Consider the following 23,413-nt stretch of genomic DNA (forward strand, 5'->3'; position numbering starts at 1 on the left):
ATGAAACTGATAAATAAAATAACAATAATCGTCTTTGTGTCGCTGATTATAGCAACTGGCTGTGATGACTATGTAGACATTGGGCCTAAAGGAACACAAGACGCTGATAACTTCTTCATAAGCCCTGAAGATTATGAACAGGCATTAACAGGAGCATACGACTTACTACAAACATCTTATTTAAGTGTTTGGATTGGTGAAATCGCTTCTGATAACTCGTTGGCTGGTGGAGAAAGTGCCACTGATACTGAAGGGCTTCATCAAATTGATGATATGACCCATGGCGGAGTTAACGCCGAACTTAGAAACATCATGAGATGGAATTATGCCGGTATTACCAGAGCTAACTACATCTTCGAAAACAAAGACAATATCGATTTTGAAGGTAAAGATGAGATTCTTGCTCAGGCACATTTCTTAAGAGCTTATTACTACTTTGAACTAGTTAAATTCTTTGGTGATATGCCATTGATTTTAGATCGTCGAATTGGTATTGATGAAGTAAGTACAATTCCTAGAACACCTGCTACTGAAATATATGCACAGATTGAAGCTGATTTACAAGCAGCAGCTGATGTACTTCCTTGGACTAATGCAACTAAAGGAAGAGTAACAAAAGGATCAGCATTAGGCTTACTTGGTAGAGTTTATACATACCAAAAGAAGTATGATGAAGCTGCAACTGTTTTACAAACAATCATCGATGCTGGGATATATTCATTATTTCCTGATTACACAACAATGTTCTATGTTGAGAATGAAGGAAATGAAGAAGTACTTTTTGATATTGAGTATGTAGGTATTGAGGGTGGTAGCTATGGATGTTTCGTTTGTCTTGAAGGTTTTGCTGCTCCGGGTTTCCATGGTATCAGACAATATGAAGGTCCTTTTTATGGAGATGGGAACAGCTACAATGTACCAACTGCTGACCTGTACAACTCATTTGATCCAAATGACATCCGTCGCGATGCTTCTGTATTAGATATTGTTGCATGGGCAAATTCAAATGATGGAGTTAATTACGCTGAAGGTTATCAGCACACTGGGTATTTTAACAACAAATATATCAAACGTGCTAATGAGCTTGGTGCTCCGGATAATGACTTAACAAGCCCGTTAAATCATATTATCGTAAGATATGCCGATGTCTTATTAATGGCTGCAGAGGCAAACGCCTTAAAATCATCACCTGATGAATCACTAGCACAACAATACCTTAATGAGGTTCGTGATCGTGTCGGTTTAAGTCCGGTTTCAGCATCAGGTAGCGATTTGGTTGATGCTATATTTAATGAAAGAAGATGGGAATTCGCCGGAGAAGGACTTCGATTCTTTGACTTACTACGTTCAGGAGATGCAGAACAAGAAATTGAAGGATTTGTAGTAGGTAAGCATGAATTATTTCCAATTCCGCAGGTTGAGATTGATCTTTCTGGTGCTGGATGGCCACAAAACCCAAATTATTAAACCCAAATTTTTAAGTCATGAATAAATTATTAAATATATTCTTTCTGGCTTCCCTGATTCTTTTAGGGAGCTGTGATAAGGAAGATTTCAGTTTGGGCACCCCTCCTACTGAAGATGATGCCCAATTTACTATTCAACAGGGAGCTCAGGGAGAAAACTACCTGGTATTAACTGCTGAATCAGATGCATTTATTAAAAGATGGGACCTTGGTAATGGTGCTCCTGCTGAAGGAGGCGAAGTTGAAGCTTATTTCCCATTTGCTGGTACATATGACATTACTCTTACAGTTTATACTGATGGAGGTTCTGCTTCTTCTACTCAAAGTGTTGTAATTGAAAATACTGATCCTGAGATATGTAATGTAGAAGTATTAAAGCTTCTTACCGGTGGATGTGAAGCTCCTGATGGAAAATCATGGGTAATTGATGCATCAAGATCGGGACACTTTGGTGTAGGCCCAACAAATGAATATTCTCCAATCTGGTATGCCGCAGGTGCCTTTGAAAAAGAAGGTGGAGGAATGTATGATGATATATACTCGTTTACACTTCAAAATTATATATACAAGCAAAATACTAATGGAGATATCTATTTAAATGGGGCTCAGGCACCAAATTTCCCTGGCGCTTATGAAAACCCTAACGTTGGTGATTTTACAGCTCCTTACGACGCTCCTGAAAACATGAATTATGTTCTGTTTGAGGGTCCGGAAGGCTATACAAACATCAGCTTTACGAATGGTGGATTCATTGGTTATGCAACCGGAGTATCTACATATCAGATTATATCAATTTCTGAAACCGAGATGTTCCTGCGATTTAAAGATGCTTCAAATCCTGATTTAAGATGGTACCACAGACTTATTCCTGAAGGCTATGAGCCGGTTTCTGCTGAATTTACTTATGTAGCGAATGGATTAGATGTTACTTTCACAAATGCATCTTTAAATGCAGACTCTTATGTTTGGGATTTTGGCGACGGTAGCTCAAGCACAGAGCAAAATCCAACTCATACCTATGCTGCAGATGGCGCATATACTGTTACATTAACCTCTACAGGTGCTGGCGAAGAAGCAACGAAAGTGGTAGAAATCAATGTTGTTTCTATTCCAATTGCTTTTCCTATTACTTTTGAAGATGGTGATATCATGTTTGGTGGATTTGGAGGTACTGCATTCCAGGTAATTGATAACCCGGATGCATCTGGAATTAATACATCTAGTCGAGTAGGTGAATATGTTAAAGGTTTTGAGGGTAACTGGGCTGGTATTCAAGTTGCACTTGATGATCCTATAGATTTCAGTTCTAACTCAACTTTAGCAGTTAAAGTATGGTCTCCGGTTACTGGCCAGGCACTCATGAAACTAGAAGTTGTAGACGACCCAAGTCAATTTGTTGAAGTATTTGCCGATATCACTGTTGCAAACCAATGGACACAGCTAACATTTGATTTCAGCGGTACTGAATCAAACAAATTCGGCCGGGTTGCTTTATTCATGGATTTCAAAAACAACAATGGTGGAACATTCTTTGTTGATGATATAGGATATTACGTTGAAGAATCTAATGAGCTTTCTCTTAATACTTTAACTGGTGGAGGTGAAAAATCATGGGTGTTAAAACCAAGTGCAGACTCATTCGGCGTTGGCCCAGGTAAAGGAAGTATGGAATGGTACCCTGGATGGGGAACAAATATCTCTGGAGACAGGCCTTGCCTGTGGAATGATGAGTTTGTTTTCAAATCAGGCGGTCAGTACGAGTACAAAACTAACGGAGATATTTTTGGCGAAGGTTATATGGGTCTTTCAGACGGATGTCAGGATGCTGCTAACCTTGTTGGTACCGATGCCGAGGCATGGGGATCAGGAGTTCATTCGTTCTCGTTTGAACCAGCAACCTCAACCGAGCCAGCATACATCACTGTTAGAGGAACTGGTGCATTCATAGCGCTTCCAAAAGCATATAATGGTGGTGAGTATGGAGCTGCCCCTCCAAATATGGATGCTACCGTTAGGTACGAAGTTTTAGACTATAAGAAAGATGCTTCAGGGGAAGAACTTACTATAACAATAGATGTTTCTGAAAATGAAGTTGGTGGTGCATATTGGTCTTTCGTTTTAGTTCCAAATAATTAAACTAATCTAACCCGGTGAATTTGTTTCACCGGGTTTTAAATCAATCCCATGAAAAAGTATATATCCATTTTATTATTAAGTTTTATTGGTTTAGCATGTGAAGATGAGAGTAATACTCCTCCAGCGCAAGCTCCTACCAACCTGATAGTTAATATTGACAAATCAAAATCTAATGAGGGTATCATTAGCATAACTGCTACTGCAGATAATGAAAACTATTTTGAATTTGATTTTGGAGATAACACAGGAAGAGTACGTGATGACGATGGAGTTATTTCATATACATACCAGTCAAGTGGTACTTATGAAATTGAAGTACGAGCCAATACAACTTCATCAGTTTACATTAATTATACTGAAGAAGTTATTATTGATAAAGAAAACACAAACCCTCCTGATGAAGGGTACACTACTCCCCTTGCCTATGACGGTTACACACTTGTTTGGCAAGATGAATTTGATGGCACTGCATTATCGTCAGATTGGACTCATGAGATTGGAACGGGAAGTAATGGTTGGGGAAATAACGAACTTCAATATTACCGAAGCCAAAATACTAGTGTAGCAAATGGATATCTTACTATAGAAGCTAAAAAAGAAACATTTGGCGGTCAGCAATATACTTCATCACGAATTGTTACCATGGGGAAACAATCTTTTCGATATGGTAGAGTTGATATCAGAGCTACCCTACCTAAAGGTCAGGGGATCTGGCCTGCCTTATGGATGCTTGGCTCTAATTTCACAACAGTTGGATGGCCAAGTTGTGGCGAGATCGACATCATGGAAATGGTCGGTGGCGGAGGCAAAGAAAATACTGTCCACGGAACAGTCCATTGGGATAATGCAGGAAGTTATGCCAGCTACGGCCAAAGTTATACAAAAGGCTCCGGAACCTTCTCAGACAAATTCCATGTGTTTTCAATTATTTGGGATGATACTCAAATCAGATGGTTTGTTGATGATCAACTTTATAATACTATAGATATCACCCCTGCTGGTTTAAGTGAGTTCAAGGAAGAATTTTTCTTCATATTTAATGTCGCTGTTGGTGGAAACTGGCCTGGTAGTCCAGATGGATCTACGTCATTCCCTCAACAGATGACTGTAGATTACGTTCGTGTATTTCAGGCAAACTGAAAAAAGAATTTAACCCATGAAACATACAAAACTGATTACACTCATAATATTAATTAGCAGTGTGGTAGCCATTGCCTACCTTTCTGCTAGCAATTTTGATAAAATGAGTGCACCTGAAAATAATGTCGACAGCCTTTTAAATTTGATGACGCTGGAAGAAAAAATTGGGCAGCTTAATCAATATTCGATAGGTGCTGATCTTACCGGCCCGGGAGAAAAGGAAGGTGATCAACAAGTTAGATATGATTTGTTAAAATCGGGACAGGTCGGGTCTGTTTTAAATCTGATTGGTGCTGAGGAAGCTTATAAAACTCAAAAATTTGTAGTGGAAAATACTCGTTTAGGTATTCCATTAATTTTTGCATACGATGTCATCCACGGATATAAAACTATTTTCCCTTTACCTCTTGCAGAAAGTTCTTCTTGGAATCTTGATCTAATGAAGAAAACTGCGGCTGTTGCAGCAAAAGAAGCTGCTGCTGCTGGTATTCAATGGACATTTGCTCCAATGGTAGATATTAGCCGAGATGCCCGCTGGGGAAGGGTCATGGAAGGTGCTGGAGAAGATCCATATCTTGGTAGTCTGATCGGTGTAGCAAGGATTCAAGGTTTCCAGGGTGACGATCTAAGTGATTTTAATACAATAGCTGCTTGCGCCAAGCATTTTGCAGGGTATGGTTTTGTAGAATCAGGTAAAGATTATAATAATGTTTATTTAGGTAAGCATCAGCTATTAAATACAATTATCCCGCCTTTTAAGGCGGGAGCTGATGCGAATGTTGCTACATTCATGAATGCCTTTAATGATATAGATGGAATACCATCAACAGCAAATGAATATCTTCTTCGTGATCTTCTTAAAGGTCAATGGAACTATGATGGTGTGGTAGTATCTGACTGGAATTCTATAGGAGAGATTGTAGAACATGGAACTGCTGCCAATAAATATGAAGCTGCTGTTCAAGCAATGAATGCAGGTAGCGATATTGACATGGAAGGAAATGCATATGTTCAAAACCTCAAAAAAGCTGTAGAAAATGGTGATGTTAAAATTGAAGACATCAATGATGCAGTCAGGAGAGTCTTAAAGCTTAAGTATGATCTGGGATTGTTTGATGATCCATACAAGTATTTTGACACTGACCGTGAGAAAGCAACGCTTTACCATGACGATCACGTTCAACTTGCCTATGAAGCAGCTAAAGAATCAATTGTACTATTAAAGAATGAAGGAGATCTTTTACCGATAAAAGATCAAAAGTTAAAAATCGGATTAATTGGTCCACTAATGAAAGATAAGGATAGTCCGATTGGAAACTGGCGTGCAGCAGGAGAAAGTAACTCCGCGGTCTCTCTTTTTGAGGGGCTTAAAGAAGCTATGCCTGAGGCGACTTTCAAGTATGCTGAAGGTTGTAAACTTTCTGTTGGACCCAATAACTTCTTTAATCCGGTAAAAATAGAAGAAAATGATAAATCAGGGTTTTCTAAAGCAATTGAAGTAGCAAAATCTTCTGATGTTGTTATTGTAGCCATGGGAGAAACAGCTTACATGTCAGGAGAATCGAGAAGTCGCTCAACTCTTGACCTCCCTGGTTTACAACCTGAATTATTAAAAGAATTAAAAAAGGCAAATCCAAATATAATTTTGGTCCTTATGAATGGCCGTCCTCTGACATTAAGTTGGGAAGATGAAAATATTCCGGCAATAATAGAAGCATGGCATCTTGGTTCAAAAGCCGGAAATGCAATTGCCGATGTAATTACAGGAAATGTCAATCCTTCAGGTAAGTTAACAATGACTTTCCCACGAACTGTCGGTCAGGTTCCTATTTATTATAACCATAAAAATACAGGTAGACCTACAGCAGGATCAAATCAGGTGTTTTTTGTACATCATAATGATGTTGATTCCAGTCCGCTTTACCCATTTGGTTATGGATTAAGCTATTCAGTTTTTGAATACAGTGACATTACTATTTCAGATACATTACTCAATATGAACGAAACAATTGAGGTATCTGTCAATATCAGTAATAAATCGGATTTAGATGGTGAGGAAGTTGTTCAAATGTACATTAGAGATGTTACTGGAAGTATTACGCGCCCGGTAAAAGAACTTAAAGGTTTTGAGAAAATTCTGATTAAACCAGGAGAAACTAAAAAAGTTTCTTTCGAAATATCAAAAGATCAACTTTCATTTTACACTCGTAACTACGAGTACAAAGCTGAGCCAGGCGATTTTATTGTAATGATTGGCCCTAATTCAAGAGACCTGAAATCAAAGAACTTTAAACTGATAACTAATGAAAAGAATTAGAATAATAGTCTTTTCATTTGTCTTGGGCTTGGGCATTGTCTCTTGCAATCAAAATGGCTCTGAACTTATTGATGATAAAAAGAATCTAGTTTGGAGTGATGAATTTGATTATGACGGAAACCCAGACCCGACTAAATGGGATTATGACCTTGGTGATGGCTGCCCTACATTATGTGGGTGGGGTAATGATGAACTACAGTTTTATACCAAAAGCCCGGAAAATGTCAGGGTTGAAAATGGTCAATTAATTATCGAGGTTCACAAAAATCGAGAACATCCTGAAAGAAAATATTCCTCAGCAAGATTAAAAACAAAGAATAAAGGAGATTGGAAATATGGATATATAGAGATAAGAGCTAAACTTCCAACAGGCAGAGGGTCCTGGCCAGCGATTTGGATGCTTCCGACAAATTGGAAATATGGAAATTGGCCGGCAAGTGGTGAAATAGACATCATGGAGCATGTTGGTTATGATCCGGGCAATATTCATGGAACAGTTCATACTGCTGCATACAATCATAATATAGGCACACAAAAAGGTGATTCAATTTCTGTAAACGATGCATTTGATGAGTTTCATGATTACGCTATAAAATGGGATGACAAAAAGATAGATTTCATGGTAGACGGAAAGGTCTATAACACATTTATAAACGAAAACAAAGGTACTGAGGCCTGGCCTTTCGATCAGAAGTTTCATTTAATCCTCAATATCGCAGTGGGAGGAAATTGGGGAGGCTCACATGGAGTGGATGATTCTGTCTGGCCTCAAAAAATGATCATAGAATACGTAAGAGTTTATGAAATTGCTAATGAATTTAATTAGTGAATTTGGGTTTATGTTGTTTATTTAATCGTTAAAGAGACACCAAATTGGTGTCTCTTTATTTATTATTGAGTTTTACCGATTTTTTATATAATTTAGCGACCAATTTTTTAAACTATGAAGTCGCTATTTTCTATTTTTTTAATTTTTAGTGTTTTTATTGTCACTAGTGCCCAGTCTCGACACCAAAGAATCGTAATACAAAATACTGAAACAATACTTGAAAATTTGAGCCAAGTTCATTTGTCCCAAATTGAGAAATACGATAAACCTAAAGTTTTAAAGGAGGTTTATGAATCCAGGTTCAATTTCATCAAAAACTGCCTAGATAAGGGTAGCTTTTTCCATGAAGATAACCTGAATAATTATATTAATAGTATAGCCAATGAAATTATAAAGGCGAATCCAGAGTTAAAAAGCCTTCCTATTAATTTTTATATCAGTGATTTCCCTTCACCTAATGCATTTTCAATCGGTGATGGTAATATTATTATCAATCTAGGCCTAATTAGAAAGATACATAGCGAAAGCCAACTTGCATTTGTTATATGTCATGAGATCGCCCACTTTATTTTAGACCATAGTAATAAAAAAGTTATTAAGAACAACGATTATGTTAATTCTAAAGAATATAAGCAGGATCTTAAAAAGATAAAAAATCTTGAATTTGGTAGAAATGCAGCTGCTATTCAGTTATATAAAAGCACATTAATTGACTTTATGAGTCACAGTAGAGAAGCTGAATTAGAAGCTGACTCCAAAGGTCTTGAACTATTTTTGAATACAAACTATGCGCCGGGTGAAGCAGTAACTTGTTTACAGTTCCTAGATTCAATCGATTCTTATAAATATGGGCCACACATAAGTTTCAAAGATATATTTCAATCTGAAGAATATCCATTTAAGGATCGTTGGCTTGAAAAAGAGGTAAGCATGTTTAATACTGATGAATCTATTGATAAATCTGAAGAAACAGATTTATACAAATCACATCCGGATAGCAAAATCAGGGCTCAGGAATTGGAAAAAGTAATATCTGGATTAGAACCCAAAGCAGTTTTTATTCAATCAAAAGAAGAACTAGAGAACATTAAAAGTTGGCTTGATATCGAGTTTATTAATAGTTTCATAAAATATAATGATTATGGAAAAGCATTTTTCTTTACCTTGTTACAACTTGAATCTGAGCCATACAACAAAGAACTTCTTCAACTATTGAGCAAGGAATTAAGATTAATATATGAAGTAAATCTAGATCATACTTATGATGACCATATTGAGCGTCCTGGTCACATTCATGAAAATGAATATAATAAAACCCTGCAATTATTAGATAATATAAGAATCAGCGAACTAAGAAAACTATCATTATACTTCCATCTAAACAAATTATACATAATGGATGATAGTAAAGAATTTATCAACAATAAATTATTTTTTGAATCGAGCATAAATCAATAACTAAACATATAATGAAAATCAAACATTTTTTACTAGGTGTACTATTAGTCTTAATAGGTCACCTAAATGTATACAGTCAATCATCGACTATTACTGATGTAATAAAATTCAACCTTCAAAGTGTTGGTCCAATTGTTACTGACGCAGAGGTTAGTGGCTATTATCTATTTTATGAAAAAGATAAAGTAAATAGGAAAATCAGAGCCTATGAGCTTATCATAATGGACCAAAACCTAAATAAAATTGGAAGTCACATGATCGAAGCATCTAAATATACTTATGTATTAGATGCTGGTTTTAATAATGATCACCTAATGTTAAAGCTTTATGACATTAAAGAAAAATCGATCATTTTTAAAGAATTTGACGCAAATGCAAAGAACATCAACAGCTATGAAAGAGAAGTTTCTAGTTTAGAAAAGTTAGTACTTAATCAACAAGTACAGACAAGCTCAGATAATGATATGGGGTTTGCTCCATCTCTATACCCGATTAAAAATGTTGGGTTTGTTGATTACAGAGCTGAAAAATTAAATAAACATGGGTTTGTAATTGACTTTTATTCTAAATCAGGAAAAAAGTGGAGAGTAGATTCTAATGATAGTGATCTATTAGAGATGGCCACATTCATTTATGGTGATGAGAATATTATCCTTAGCAATGTAATAGCTAGAAAAAGCTTGTTTTCAAAAGATACTGAAAACTACTTATTAGCAATTGACACGAAATCTGGTAAAGTTTTATATAAAAAACAGTTAGAACATAAGCTATTCGATCTACTAGTATTGAACGGACTTGAGAGTGACGCTGAAGGAAATATACATCTATTTGGCTCATTTTATGAAAAAGGTGACAAAGAATTTAAAAGCTCAAGCCTAGGGCTATTTGCTATGAAATTAAATCAAAAGGGAGAAATAATTTCAGAAAACCTGATGTCATGGGCTAATGATCTTGGCAAATTCTTGGATGTTAATCACCAAGGAAAAATTAAAGACGTTGGGTACCTGTTTATTCACGATATAGTGAGAAATGCTGACGGAAATGTTTATGTTATAGGTGAGCAATTCAGAAAAGCAGCCGATGGATTTGGAATAGCCGCTTCAGTTTTAAGTGGAAGAGACGAAGGAGTTGTTAAAATGGTAACTGAAGATTTAAACATTATTGAATTGAATAGTGAGTATAAAATCCAAGGAATTAATATCATTGACAAAGAAAAAACTAACATCAGCCTTCCTTCTGGTGCGGTTTACTACGGTGCCCATATGTTATCCTATATAGTAAAATCAAAGGGAGGATTCGATTATGAGTTTACTCAATTTAATAGTGACAAATCCATTTTCACTATTGGATATACTGATTATAAAAAGATAAAAGGAAGTCCAGACAAAATAATACTTGGAGCTGTGAACTATGTTGATAGTGAAAGATCTCATGATGAAATAGATTTAAACTCACAAAAAAATAAAAGTCCACTTAGGGTTTTACCAGGAAAAACAGGGAACTATGTTGTTTTAGAGTATAATAAATCTGAAAGATCGATACAATTAGAACTGAAAAAGATTGCTCTTTAATTATAACTTACAAAAGGCTCTGAAATTCAGAGCCTTTTGTTTTTGTAGATTATAATTGTACATTTCTATTTGATACATGAACCAATTAGTGTTCATATTTTTTTGTACAGAAAGTGCCTCCTCAACTTTTTTACTTCAAAAAGCCAGATTAATTGCCGTACTATTATCTCACTATATTAGCCATAGTAACATTACTGCAGTCTTAATTGGTTACTCTTTTGTAGAGATTACCAGACTAGCCAACATCCAATTACCAATCATTATAGCTACTGGCGTACAAATATCTTCTTCTAAAGGTTTATTATTTAGATATGGGGCCAAACTAGGTTCAATAGCTTTTATAACATTTTTATTTCCATATTAGTCCCTTCATTATTTAATGGAAAGAATAAATCCGTCTTCTTTAAAAGAAATTTTTTTAAGAAAACAAAATCACAAAACCCTTGATTATCAACACATAATTTTGATAATTAATTTTCTACATTATTTTTGTTAGTGGATACCAAAACTGTTTATAATCTATCATGATAACAACAAAAAGATTTTTAGAGTTTTTTATTCTTCAATTTTTACTGTTTTTCAACTCCAGCAAGGATATTGAAGGATTGGTAACAGTTTGTAAAACAAACCAGTTTGCTCAAATGGGTTATTAAATGTCACTTTGGGGTCAATTAATTTAGGTAACGAATAAGTAATTGAATATAGCATACCAGGATATTTCAGACCAGCAACTTACCTGACTGCTTCAGAAAATATACTCCATTTTACAGAAAGGAAATTCAAAATAAAATTAGACAAAGATGAATACTAAAGAGAGCACAATACAACCATCTAAAATCATAATGATCGCAAGTTCTATTGTATTAGGAATAACTGGAACATTACTTATTTTTTTACCAGAGGAATTAGCTGAATCACTGCATTTATCACCAAATATCGCTATAGTTTTTCAAGTACTGGGAGCGTTATATTTTGGCTTCGCAATGTCAAACTGGACAGCCAAGCACTCAATACTAGGTGGGATATATGGTAGAGCTATTTTGATTGGCAACCTGTCGCACTTCTTTACAGGTGGTCTTGTTATTTTAAAGTATTATTCAAAAAATGGTAGCTATATTTTTTTACTTATTGCGATGACATATTTATTGTTTGCTTTTCTATTTGGATATTTATTTAAAACACATCCTAAAACTGCTTAAATAATTTATTTTTAAATTACGATCAAGAAATATAAATTAGGAATTATTTTTTGACAAATATCAACTATGAGGTTCTTTTTATTTATTATACTGTTTCCTACTTTAAGTTTTAGTTCTTTAGCTCAAAAAAGTTATTTTGAATTTCAAATTCAATACTATAATGGATTTAACTCAGAACAAAAATTAGACTATTTTCTTATTTTTATTGATCAGAATGTGGGTCTACCTAGATTTGCTGTCCCTAATTATCAATTAGAATATGCAGATGCTTTTTCGAATGGGTTTAATCTAGCTTTTTCACATGGTATACTAATTAAGAATAATATTGCTTTAGAAACCTCTTTAAATTACTTCAAATCAAATACTTACAATTCAGATGAATTTAATGGGAATAAATGGGATTTTAATTCCTTTGAATTAAACCCAAGTATTGCCTACCAGTTAAACTTAAAAAAAATTAGTTTTAATCCACATGCGGGAATATTACTAGGCCTTTCCAAAATAAAGTTTAAGCGTCATTTTAATGATGAAGTTACAAAAGATTTTAGTACTAATAGAAGCTTTAGTTTTGGATATAATGCAGGCTTAAAATCAAACTTCAAACTAAATAGTAGAACTGAATTATTTATAGATTTCGGACTAAGAAAATTAATTTATACTCCAAAAAAAGGATCAGGTAATGAATATCAAACTTCAAGTAATACAACTATTGAAAGATCCTTTATCTATTACGGCCAATCAGACTATAACAATATTGAAAAACCATCTGTCTATAATGAGGAAAATATCCCCAAACTTAAAAACCAAACTACAACTTCTTCTTTTTATACTGGGTTAGGTTTAAGGTATAATGTCATTATTACTCAATAGTAAAACACAATTCGCAACTTCTCATTCATTTAATAATGATATCTCAAAATACGTTGAAAATGAAGGACATAACTATTCTAATGGAGGGTATAATAAAACTTATTATCTTTATCCATCAATAAGATTTTACCATTTTTTTAATGAGAATATTGAATTAGCTTTCAATATAGGACCTACTATTGCCTTCTCCTAGCAATATCATTATAGACATAGTAATATTTATAATCCAATAACTAAAGTTTATCAAGAGTTTGAATTAAATAGACGTCTCAATTCAAAAGCAATCTTTAGAATAACTACCGGGTTAGATATGACATACAATCAACGTAAAAACTTAGATTTTGTAGCTTAATTATCACTTATCAATTCTCGGTGCATTATACGAAGGCGGATGTATTATACCGAAAAATAGATTGATTATCAACAATACCTGATCTTGAATATATGCATAATAATAATAATAATAATAATACTGAAATTGATATAAGACAAGATTTTAGTCAACTCGGACTTAAATATTCCTTTTAGTTACTTTAGAAAAATTAAAAATTTTCATCTTGCCAAAGTATAATTACTCAATATATTCAAACTACAAAACAAGTCAAATAACCAATTTATTCTTTTAAGATAATACTATATTTTAATTAATCATCACCCTATATGGGGGATTTTTTGAGTCCTTATAAAAATTTAGCAATCTTTTATATTAGAATAATTTTAGCCTTAGGCAATGCCTAGCTTTACTAATATCAAAAATTACTTCCTAAATGCATTTTTACGATAATAAAACGAATTATTTTCTCAATTATTTTCTTCAATAATTATAACCCAATCTGGGCTACCAATTCAATTATTAAAATAATACAAATAAACAATCAATTATAGGCTTTACAAGCTGTAAAACATTTTTTTATTTATATTATTTATTAACTATATTTATATATCTCGTTAAATCTTACCTCGGTATAATTTATTAAACCAAACCACATTACTTATGTTAAAACTCTACGTAGTAGTGTTTTGCTTCATAAGCTTTATAGCTATGGGGCAAGACCGTAATGTGTCCGGATATGTTTCCGGACAAGGAGGTGACGGAATACCAGGTGTTAACGTCCTGATCAAAGGCACCAGCTCAGGTGTCGTAACAGACATTGAAGGTAGATATACCATCAATGTACCCTCATCAGAATCAGTTCTCGTATTTTCATCAATTGGTTATATTTCCCAGGAAATCACTGTGGGAAGTAAAAGTTCAATTGATGTTGTATTGCTGGAAGATGTTCAGCAATTAAATGAAGTAGTAGTAACCGCTATGAACATATCTCGTGAAAAGGCCTCACTGGGATATTCTCAACAGACGCTGGATGCTGACGCAGTTAGTAAAGTAAAGGAAACAAACTTTATTAATTCACTTTCTGGAAAAGCAGCTGGTGTTAATGTGAGACAGAATAACACAATGGGTGGATCAACCAACATCGTAATAAGAGGTAATTCATCATTCACTAACAATCAACCACTATTTGTTGTCGATGGCACCCCGATAAACAATGCTACTGAAAATGAAGATGGTCAGGTAAATGGTCGTAACGGTTACGATTATGGTAATCCTGCCGCAGACATTAATCCGGAAGATATTGAATCAATGTCGATACTAAAAGGTGCAGCGGCAACTGCTCTATATGGTTCAAGAGGTCAGAATGGGGTTATTTTGATCACCACTAAAAAAGGATCATCCAGAAAAGGTGTGGGTATAAGTATTAGTTCAGGGTTTACCTTTGGTAAAATTGATAAATCTACTTTTGCCGAATACCAGCAAGAATATGGCGCAGGTTATGGACCCTATTATGGTAATACAGGGTATTTCAATGATATCGATGTAAACGGAGATGGCACTGATGACTTAGTTGTACCTACTACAGAAGACGGTTCTTTTGGGGGGGCTTTTGACCCAACTCTTGATGTTTATTTTTGGGATGCTTTTGTACCAGAATCACCCAATTTCCAGACAGCACGGCCATGGGTAGCTGCAGACAACGGTCCTGAAGAGTTCTTTGAAACTCAAACTATTTGGGATAATACTATAGCATTATTCGGGGGAAATGAAAACCTTACTTATCGTGTTAGTTATACAAATGTGATTCAGAATGGTATCATGCCTAATTCTGAAATGACAAAAAACACTATCAACTTTAATGGTAGTGCAAAACTAAATGACAAATTAACTACAGATATTTTTTTCCAGTATAACCGAAATGATGTTATTGGTAGATACTCAACAGGGTATTCTGATAACTTAATGTCACAATTCAGACAATGGTGGCAAACGAATACAGATATCAAGAGGCAAGAAGATATTTTTCATCAAACTGGCAAAAACTATACCTGGAACCCAGCCGATCCAACTCTAGACCCAACTCGTCCCATCTATTGGGATAATCCTTATTGGACAAGGTTCAAAAATTACAATTCAGATTTAAGAGATAGGTTCATTATGAAAATTGGTGTCAACTATCAAATGCTTGATTGGTTAAGTCTTAATTTAAGGTTTTCTGGTGATATGTATAACTGGCTAAGAGAAGAACGAAGAGCCGTTGGTAGTGTTCCTGCAGAATTTACAGTTAATAGATTAGAAGTTGGTTCTGGGTATCAGAAGTACACTATTGATAGTGAAGAATTCAACTACAACGCGATTCTTAGTGCAAACAAACAAATAACAGACGACCTAAATATTGCAGGTATTGTTGGTTTTAATTTAAGGAGAGAAAACTATGACTTTATTTGGGAATCAACAAGTGGAGGATTAGCTGTCCCTGATTTGTATAGTTTGAGTAACTCATTAAACCCAAATCCTTTCCCTGATGAAAGGTTAGAGCAACTAGAAGTCTATGGATATTTTGCCAACGCAAATATCGGATGGAGAAACACTTTGTATCTTGACGCTAATTATCGTCTTGATGTCACTTCCACCCTTCCTGTTGAAAACAACAAATATGACTACTGGTCTGTTGGTGTTGGTTTTGTATTCTCAGAAATACTTGATGCCTCATGGATGGATTTTGGTAAGTTTAGAGCTAGTTACGGAACAGTGGGTAATGATACCAGACCATTAAGAGTTAAGCAAACCTATGAAAGAATTATCAATTTCGGAGGTGTGCTGACTTCACTTCCTGATGATAAAAATAATGATCAATTAAAACCAGAACTTACCAAAGAATGGGAAATCGGGCTAGCAATGACTCTTTTTAGTCAACGGCTAAATTTTGATATAGGCTATTACGACAGAAACACTGAAAACCAGTTAATGGCAGTAAAAATTTCTCAAGCTACCGGATATGATGCAACATATATTAATGCTGGTGAAATTGAAAATAAAGGTATCGAGGTTATGCTTGGTGGAGACTGGATTAAAAATAATGACTGGAGGTTTAATACTACTATAAATTATACTCGTAACCGTAGTGAAGTCGTGTCCTTAATTGGTGATGTTCAAACTTATGTCTTTGCTGATTATCAAAGTGGAGTAACTTCAAATGCTCAAGTAGGACAACCATTTGGTGTGCTAAAAGGAACTGGTTATCAATACATTGATGGACAGCGTGTTATAAACTCAGACGGATACCCTGTTGCAGTTGCAAACCAAATAATTGGTGATCCAAACCCAGACTGGACCATGGGTATCAACAATACATTTAGCTACAAATCATTATCATTGGGATTCTTGATTGATATTCAAAAAGGTGGTGATATTTATTCATTAGATATGCATTACGGACGAGGCACAGGGCTTTATCCCGAAACAGCAGGTCTTAATGATAAAGGAAACCCTGTAAGAACCCCTGTAGCAGATGGCGGAGGTTTCTTATATGATGGTGTAAATGAATCAGGTGAACCAAATACAGTTTATGGTGAAGCTTTAGCTTATAATGGTGCTTTCTATTGGGGAAATGATGATTACAACCCAAATATTATGACAGTGTATGATGCTAGTTATGTCAGATTAAGGGAACTTTCATTAAGCTATACTTTTCCAAAAAGTATGGTTGATAAAGTGCTCCAACGTTTAACCTTATCATTTGTGGGCAGAAATCTCTGGATTATTGATAAAAACTTACCATATGCTGATCCGGAATCTGGATTAGGTGCAGGTGTATCTCAGGGATTCATTACTGGAGCTTACCCTACTGTTAGAACTTTTGGTTTTAAAGTTGACGCCACTTTTTAATCATTATAATCTTAGAATATCATGAAAAAGTTAATAAGTATATTAATTATTGTTGTCATCGCTTTTGCGTGTGATGACCGTTTGGATGAACTGAATACGGATAAAAAGAATCCGGCACAAGTTCCAGCTTCTTCTCTTTTCAGTAATGGATTAAAAAATTCATTTGATATACTGAATAGTATTGATGTAAATGAAAATGTATTTAATTTATATATACAGTATTTTACAACAACTACATATCCGGAAGAAACAAGGTATAATCTAACTTCAAGAACTATTCCTGAAAACTTTTGGTTTGCGATTTATGTAGATGCATTGGCAGACCTTAATGAAGCAAAAAAATTGATAAATGTTGATCTGGAAAGCGAACCACCAAATGCTGCTGAACTCAATAATCAATTGGCATTAATCACATTTTTAGAAGCATTTATGTATTCTACTCTTGTGGATGTGTTTGGTAATGTTCCCTATACAGAAGCACTTAACCCTGACAACATTACTCCGGCATATGACGATGCTGAATCTATCTATGATGATTTAGTTGCCAGAATAGATGCAGCTTTAAATTCATTGGATATGTCCGAACCTGCTTTTGGTCCTAATCAGGATATATTGTATCATGACGATCTTTCTCTATGGGTGAAGTTTGCAAATACATTAAAATTCAGAATGGGAATGCGACTAGCTGATTATAACTCAACTAAATCACAATCATGGGTAAACAGTGCTTTAGCAGGAGGTGTTTTTGAAAGTAATGCTGATAACGCTGCATTATCGTATCAATCAATAGCCCCAAATACAAACCCGGTTTATGTTGACCTGGTTTTAAGTGGAAGACAAGACTTCATTCTTGCAGAAACTATTGGTAATAGGTTAAATGAACTTCGAGACCCTAGAATTACAGCTTATGTTACTCCTGTGGCATTTGCTTATAAAACCGATGAAAATAGTGTAAAACTAGATTCGACCATTACAAATTCCACTGGCTACTATATTGTTTGGGAAGCTGTTGATGGAACTGATTCATTAACCTGGAGAAATGGAACATTTACAGTACGTGCAGCTGATGCTGATAAAAACCCAAGAGTATTTAAAGGAGGAAAAATAGGAGCCAATAACTCATACGTAATTCATGCTAAGGTTGGCCCTGCTCTTTATGCTAATCCAAGCCTCCCAGGCACTATAATGAGTTATGCTGAGGTAGAATTCCTCATGGCAGAGTGTGTCGAGAGAGGTGGATATAACGTTACAGGAACTGCAGAAGAACACTATAACGCTGGAATATTGGCTTCATTCAATCAATGGGGAGTTGACGGTTACGATGATTATATTATGCAGCCTAATGTAGCATATAATACTGCCGCTGGTGACTGGAAAAACAAAATCGGCCGACAGTTATGGTTATCACAATATGATATGGGAGTTGAAGCATGGAATTCTTGGAAAAGACTTGACCACGATGCTCCTTATCCTTTAGATGGTGATACTGAAGTTACAATACCTTATAGATTTACTTATCCTTTAATTGAGGATCAATTAAATGGAGTTAATGTAACTGCTGCTTCTAATGCCATTGGTGGAGATGAAAAGTATACGAAAATTTTCTGGGATGTAAATTGATTCCAATCAACTTAGGTGTATTAACAGCCGGTCTATTGACTGGCTGTTTTTTTTCCAATTTGGTATAATTAATAACATAACTAATACTTAAATAAGATTCTTAATGAATAAATAATCGAGTAAATTAAAAGAAATCATCAATACCAAAATTATGTCTATCACCAATGTTACCATCGCCGGTGGAGGAACTCTCGGCTCACAAATTTCATGGCAAACTGCATTTAGTGGTTTCAATGTTACTGTTTATGATGCATTTGAATCTGGAATCGAACAATGCAAAGACCTTCATCAACGGTATGCTAAAATCTATTTTAAAGATATGAATGCTACCGAACAACAGATTAAAGAAACTCACGAAAGGCTTTCATATACTACTAACCTGGCTAATGCAGTAAAAGATGCTGACCTTGTAAATGAATCAATCCCTGAAGACCCAGATATAAAAACCGGATTTTATAAAGAATTGGGAATCGTAGCACCCGAAAAGACTATTTTCACAACTAATTCATCAACAACCATACCTAGTATGTATGCCCGGGTTTCCGGAAGACCTGACATGTTTCTGGCATTACACTTTGCTAATCAAATTTGGAAAGCAAACATCGGTGAGGTGATGCGTCATGAAGGAACCGACCCAAAAGTATTTGAAACTGTAATACAATTTGCAAAAGACATCGGTATGGTACCCATTGTTATCAATAAAGAGCAGCCTGGCTATGTTATTAATTCACTTCTCGTTCCCTTTTTAATAGCTGCAATTGACTTGATGGCTAATGAAATTGCAACGCCACAAGATATTGATAAAACATGGATGATTGGTATGGGAGGGAAAGTAGGTCCAGCAGCCATAATGGATATGATCGGTATGAAAACTGTTTATGATGTTTGTAAACTTATTGATAAAAAAGAAAATACAGAGATCTCAGCAAAGCGGGTTGAATTCATTTATAAAAATTTCATAGAAACTAATAAAATGGGGTTGATCATCGGTGAAGGTATTTATAAATATCCCAATCCGGAATTTATGAATGAAGGATTCCTCAAATAAGAAGCAGGTATTATTCAATCATTACTGATTATACAGAAAAAACCTTACACAAAATTGAAGAGGTATTTTACTAAAATCACAATTTATATAACATATCATTCAGTATTCTAATCAATTAAATATGTGCAGAATATAAAATTTACAGGCTTAGAACATCCAAATAGCTTCCAATTAAAGTTAAAATAACACACTAATCACAATATACCGATAGGGCATTCCACCCTTCCCTATTACATCTTATGGAAATTTTATCAGCTCTTTATGAAATTACAGTATATTTTTTAACATAACATTCAATCAGATGAAACTACTTTTTGAACACGAAAAAGCTAACCTGTATTTTAATCAGGAAACCAATTCAATAGAATTGATCTGGAAAAAAATGCAGGATGCAGAAACCTACAAAATCTTATTTATAAAAGGTATTGATTTTTTAAAGGAATATGGCGCAACTGGCTGGCTTTCTGACATTACACATGAGGGAGTGGTAGGCCCGAATTCAGCAAAATGGCTTCAGGATGAAGCATTACCCCAAGCTATAAAGTATGGGTTGAAAAGAATTGCAGTAGTGATGAACTCAGATATTTTTAAGAAAGTCTATATAGACAAAATTGATAAAAAGACCGAAAATAAAATGATGAATCACTTTGGTAACATTGAAGATGCTCGAAACTGGCTGTTGTTATCAAATACTGAATTACAAGAGTCTTAAAAATTATATATAACTCTAAATTTAAAAAAACAGACTCAGGCTAATTTTTTTCTAAAAAAACCTATATTTTAACTTAATATCATTACAATATTAGCCATTTATTAGGTAATTTATATGTAGATCGTTCATTGTCGGCTTTTTAATGGATGTTAAATTTTTCATAACATTTTACTTAAAGCCATGGGTAAACTTCTACGTTATATTATTACTATTCTGCTTTTGATTATTATCGTATGCAGTATTCTTTATTTTATAAATAAAGATTTATTTTTAAAGTATACAAATGAGGATGGGCTAATAGAGAATTTGACTGCCGGAGTCTGTTTCTTTTTTTCTGTTTTCTTACTAATACGATATATAAAAGCTTCTAAAAACAGATCCACAAGCTGGAAAATTGTAAACATCCTAATGATATTGGGCCTATTCTTCGTCTTTGGTGAAGAAATATCCTGGGGCCAGCGTATCTTTGATATTGAGTCGAATGAATTCTTCCTGGAAAACAACAAACAACAAGAAACCAACCTTCATAATCTGAAAGTACTTGGTATAGGTGTCAATAAGCTAATATTTGGCAAGCTACTTACCCTCATTTTTGGATTTTATTTCCTTTTTGGATACGTTTTATACAAAAAAGTCCCATCCATTAAAAAAATTGTTAATGATTTGGGAATTCCAATCCCTAAGGCCTCACAAACTGCTGTTCTACTTGGTGTTACAGCCTTGATTATGACTGTACCTGATTCAAATAAATGGGAGCTTTGGGAACTGATGCTCAGTGTCATTCTCCTTTGGGCATTTATTGATCCATATAATGAAGATGAAAAGCTTTTCTACATGAAAAAAGAATTGAAAATTAAAAACAGACTTAAAATATATCCACCAACCACAATAAAAGTACCTTGAATGTTTAATTTAGTTATGTATTAAAACTGAAACTAATTATTGTTTCGCATCATGATAGGTGGAATAAATTAGCATATTGTGGCATTATGAAACCTGAATTAATTACCAGAATTATATGGAAATATCTGTTATTCTCATTTGACTATAATACACTTCTAATCTTTATATATCCACCACCCGATATATACTAATAATACCTGTATTGGGGCACGTATATAGGCTGCTAATCTTGAACCAATAGCAGGTTCTTCTCTTACCATATCCCAAATGTGAAGAGGGAAAAATATAATCATGAGGACACAAAACGCCAGTCCTCCAAATTTTCGATATGGAGAAAATAAGAGGGACAAGCCAATAAGAATTTCTATTACTCCAGAAGAAACGTTCGCAAATAATTCCGGAATAAATGGAGGGATCATTTCCGAATAAATCTCCGGGTTCATAAAATGATTAATCCCTGCGATAACCATAATAATTCCAAACAATAATGAAATGGCATTTTTCATAAAACAAACTCAATAGCATATTAACTATTATCCATCTAGTAGCTCAAATTGTTTTGAAGACATTGAATATTTATATTTTAATAAATTCCATTTCCCCATTTTATCTGGTGAATCCATTTCTGTTGCCAAAACCAGATTATGGCCGTCTGTCCTGAGGTTTATCATTCCATACTTTGTTATTACAGAATCTATCTCCTTCCTAGCCTTTAATTTTACCGCTTTTAATACTTTCAGTTCATTTTCATCGCTTTCATTTTGTATTGAATTATCTACTTCAATAATTTTCTCCAATCTTGATTGAATATAATTCTTCTTACCCTTGTTAAATTCTTCTTTTAAATGAGCAAGATCTGAAGTCAACACCACTTTTGACTCTTCATTAATTGAATCTATGATATTCTGAAATTCACTCAGATCATCATTATTTCCCGCTGTCGAAATAATTACAATACGGTTTTTAAAAAATTCTTTAAATATCTTCAAAGAAAATTCCTTACTAATGGATTTAAAGTGAACAACATCATACCCTTCCTTATTCATGTTTTCTTTAGGATTCTCTGTTAACAGTATTCGAATTTTACCATATTCAATACTCAGGTTGACAGAAAATTTATCTTTGGATTTCTCCACATTTAAGATAAACCCCTTTTCGTCTTGCTCTTTGTAAAGGGTATCAACTTCAGATAAAGTATCAATAATGTCTATTTGAGAGTTATTACTTTTTGCATCATCCACAATCTTTTTTAGAACATCATTGGCTTTTTCTTCAAATGACTTATCAAAAAAGAGCTTATCAAATTCTAGATCATTATTGTTTAACAAATGCCTTAACCCACCAAAATTATGCTTATTGGCATTTGAGATAATAGCAGATATCTTTCCATCCAGCTTTTCCTTCCTGTATAAGTCATATCTCCAAAACAAATAATGATTGAAATTTCCTGAATCACCTGCATCAATAACAAAACTTTTTCCGGAAGGTGTAATAACATGACAACCATCTCCCCTCCCCCCATCAATAAAATTCATTTCTAATACAGCATTCTTTTGAATCTCATCAACTTTAACCCATCCAGATGTGTTTCGGCATCGAGCTCTAATTCTTCCATTAATAATTTCAGTGTCCAGAATTAATATTTCATCTCCAAATAACAGATGGTTCCTCCATTCTTCGGCATCTGAGTATCGATATAATTTGATTGATGGAAAACTAGCATAAGTATATTTATAGCTATAATCACCAAGAATATAGTTTTCATCTGACAAATGTTCCTCAGCCATAAAATCGAATTTAGGTTATAAAATAATTTGCAGGCAGATGTAAAATCTCTTCTTATAATATAAGCTTATTAAAACTTTTAACACAGTTTTTCGACCATAGAAATTTCACTTTTCACCAAAGAGAAAACCCATTTT

16 protein-coding genes are annotated in these 23,413 nt (G+C 34.3%); 14 read left to right on the top strand and 2 right to left on the bottom strand.

All coding sequences use genetic code 11. The annotated features are described in order from the left end of the window. The 14 genes from HH304_RS09020 (at window position 1) to HH304_RS09085 (ending at window position 21,491) form a co-directional block, all read left to right on the top strand. Complete coding sequence (locus HH304_RS09020) at window positions 1–1,467, top strand: RagB/SusD family nutrient uptake outer membrane protein (protein WP_169680569.1); 1,467 nt, start codon at window positions 1–3, stop codon at window positions 1,465–1,467. A gap of 17 nt (window positions 1,468–1,484) precedes the next feature. Beyond that, the gene (locus HH304_RS21245; RefSeq protein WP_271711567.1) at window positions 1,485–3,602 is read left to right on the top strand and encodes a PKD domain-containing protein; all 2,118 of its coding nucleotides are present in this window, start codon (window positions 1,485–1,487) and stop codon (window positions 3,600–3,602) included. 48 nt (window positions 3,603–3,650) lie between these two features. Continuing rightward, window positions 3,651–4,742, top strand: coding sequence for a glycoside hydrolase family 16 protein (locus HH304_RS09030; RefSeq protein ID WP_169680571.1), 1,092 nt, complete (start codon window positions 3,651–3,653; stop codon window positions 4,740–4,742). A 16-nt stretch (window positions 4,743–4,758) separates the two neighbouring features. Beyond that, complete coding sequence (gene bglX, locus HH304_RS09035; protein WP_169680573.1) at window positions 4,759–7,059, top strand: beta-glucosidase BglX; 2,301 nt, start codon at window positions 4,759–4,761, stop codon at window positions 7,057–7,059. After that, on the top strand, window positions 7,046–7,885 hold the full coding sequence (locus tag HH304_RS09040; RefSeq protein WP_169680575.1) for a glycoside hydrolase family 16 protein: 840 nt from the start codon (window positions 7,046–7,048) through the stop codon (window positions 7,883–7,885). Before bglX ends, HH304_RS09040 begins: the two co-directional genes overlap by 14 nt. Window positions 7,886–8,002: 117 nt before the next feature. Then, window positions 8,003–9,346, top strand: a complete 1,344-nt coding sequence (locus tag HH304_RS09045; protein ID WP_169680577.1) for a M48 family metallopeptidase — start codon at window positions 8,003–8,005, stop codon at window positions 9,344–9,346. A gap of 11 nt (window positions 9,347–9,357) precedes the next feature. After that, entirely contained in the window at window positions 9,358–10,917 is a 1,560-nt protein-coding gene (locus HH304_RS09050; RefSeq protein WP_169680579.1) for a DUF6770 family protein, read from the top strand. Between the two features lie 800 nt (window positions 10,918–11,717). Further along, window positions 11,718–12,116 carry a hypothetical protein gene (locus HH304_RS09055; RefSeq protein ID WP_271711568.1) on the top strand — a complete coding sequence of 133 codons (399 nt, stop codon included), beginning with the start codon at window positions 11,718–11,720 and terminating at the stop codon, window positions 12,114–12,116. 66 nt (window positions 12,117–12,182) lie between these two features. Continuing rightward, entirely contained in the window at window positions 12,183–12,986 is an 804-nt protein-coding gene (locus HH304_RS09060; protein ID WP_169680581.1) for an outer membrane beta-barrel protein, read from the top strand. Between the two features lie 994 nt (window positions 12,987–13,980). Continuing rightward, window positions 13,981–17,208 carry a SusC/RagA family TonB-linked outer membrane protein gene (locus HH304_RS09065; RefSeq protein WP_169680584.1) on the top strand — a complete coding sequence of 1,076 codons (3,228 nt, stop codon included), beginning with the start codon at window positions 13,981–13,983 and terminating at the stop codon, window positions 17,206–17,208. A gap of 21 nt (window positions 17,209–17,229) precedes the next feature. Next, a complete protein-coding gene (locus HH304_RS09070) occupies window positions 17,230–18,828 on the top strand; it encodes a SusD/RagB family nutrient-binding outer membrane lipoprotein (RefSeq protein ID WP_169680586.1) in 1,599 nt (532 codons plus the stop codon). 151 nt (window positions 18,829–18,979) lie between these two features. Then, window positions 18,980–19,876 (top strand): 3-hydroxyacyl-CoA dehydrogenase, encoded by an 897-nt coding sequence (locus HH304_RS09075; RefSeq protein WP_169680589.1) that lies wholly within the window; start codon window positions 18,980–18,982, stop codon window positions 19,874–19,876. Window positions 19,877–20,177: 301 nt separating this feature from the next. Further along, window positions 20,178–20,588: a hypothetical protein gene (locus tag HH304_RS09080; protein WP_169680591.1), complete on the top strand. Its 411-nt coding sequence runs from the start codon at window positions 20,178–20,180 to the stop codon at window positions 20,586–20,588. Window positions 20,589–20,768: 180 nt separating this feature from the next. Next, entirely contained in the window at window positions 20,769–21,491 is a 723-nt protein-coding gene (locus HH304_RS09085; RefSeq protein WP_169680593.1) for a hypothetical protein, read from the top strand. 155 nt (window positions 21,492–21,646) lie between these two features. Here the strand turns inward: HH304_RS09085 and HH304_RS09090 are convergent, their stop codons facing one another. Beyond that, a complete protein-coding gene (locus HH304_RS09090; RefSeq protein WP_169680595.1) occupies window positions 21,647–21,997 on the bottom strand; it encodes a DoxX family protein in 351 nt (116 codons plus the stop codon). Window positions 21,998–22,024: 27 nt separating this feature from the next. Further along, window positions 22,025–23,278, bottom strand: coding sequence for a ComEC/Rec2 family competence protein (locus HH304_RS09095; RefSeq protein ID WP_169680597.1), 1,254 nt, complete (start codon window positions 23,276–23,278; stop codon window positions 22,025–22,027). Window positions 23,279–23,413: the final 135 nt, after the last annotated feature.

It is taken from the genome of Marinigracilibium pacificum, from assembly GCF_012926615.1.
Lineage (GTDB): Bacteria > Bacteroidota > Bacteroidia > Cytophagales > Cyclobacteriaceae > Mangrovivirga > Mangrovivirga pacifica.

Excerpts from the sequence above, each read along its gene's own strand:
- HH304_RS09020 (WP_169680569.1), top strand. The coding sequence starts at position 1 with ATGAAACTGATAAATAAAATAACAATAATCGTCTTTGTGTCGCTGATT.
- HH304_RS21245 (WP_271711567.1), top strand. The coding sequence starts at position 1,485 with ATGAATAAATTATTAAATATATTCTTTCTGGCTTCCCTGATTCTTTTA.
- HH304_RS09030 (WP_169680571.1), top strand. The coding sequence starts at position 3,651 with ATGAAAAAGTATATATCCATTTTATTATTAAGTTTTATTGGTTTAGCA.
- bglX (WP_169680573.1), top strand. The coding sequence starts at position 4,759 with ATGAAACATACAAAACTGATTACACTCATAATATTAATTAGCAGTGTG.
- HH304_RS09040 (WP_169680575.1), top strand. The coding sequence starts at position 7,046 with ATGAAAAGAATTAGAATAATAGTCTTTTCATTTGTCTTGGGCTTGGGC.
- HH304_RS09045 (WP_169680577.1), top strand. The coding sequence starts at position 8,003 with ATGAAGTCGCTATTTTCTATTTTTTTAATTTTTAGTGTTTTTATTGTC.
- HH304_RS09050 (WP_169680579.1), top strand. The coding sequence starts at position 9,358 with ATGAAAATCAAACATTTTTTACTAGGTGTACTATTAGTCTTAATAGGT.
- HH304_RS09055 (WP_271711568.1), top strand. The coding sequence starts at position 11,718 with ATGAATACTAAAGAGAGCACAATACAACCATCTAAAATCATAATGATC.
- HH304_RS09060 (WP_169680581.1), top strand. The coding sequence starts at position 12,183 with ATGAGGTTCTTTTTATTTATTATACTGTTTCCTACTTTAAGTTTTAGT.
- HH304_RS09065 (WP_169680584.1), top strand. The coding sequence starts at position 13,981 with ATGTTAAAACTCTACGTAGTAGTGTTTTGCTTCATAAGCTTTATAGCT.
- HH304_RS09070 (WP_169680586.1), top strand. The coding sequence starts at position 17,230 with ATGAAAAAGTTAATAAGTATATTAATTATTGTTGTCATCGCTTTTGCG.
- HH304_RS09075 (WP_169680589.1), top strand. The coding sequence starts at position 18,980 with ATGTCTATCACCAATGTTACCATCGCCGGTGGAGGAACTCTCGGCTCA.
- HH304_RS09080 (WP_169680591.1), top strand. The coding sequence starts at position 20,178 with ATGAAACTACTTTTTGAACACGAAAAAGCTAACCTGTATTTTAATCAG.
- HH304_RS09085 (WP_169680593.1), top strand. The coding sequence starts at position 20,769 with ATGGGTAAACTTCTACGTTATATTATTACTATTCTGCTTTTGATTATT.
- HH304_RS09090 (WP_169680595.1), bottom strand. The coding sequence starts at position 21,997 with ATGAAAAATGCCATTTCATTATTGTTTGGAATTATTATGGTTATCGCA.
- HH304_RS09095 (WP_169680597.1), bottom strand. The coding sequence starts at position 23,278 with ATGGCTGAGGAACATTTGTCAGATGAAAACTATATTCTTGGTGATTAT.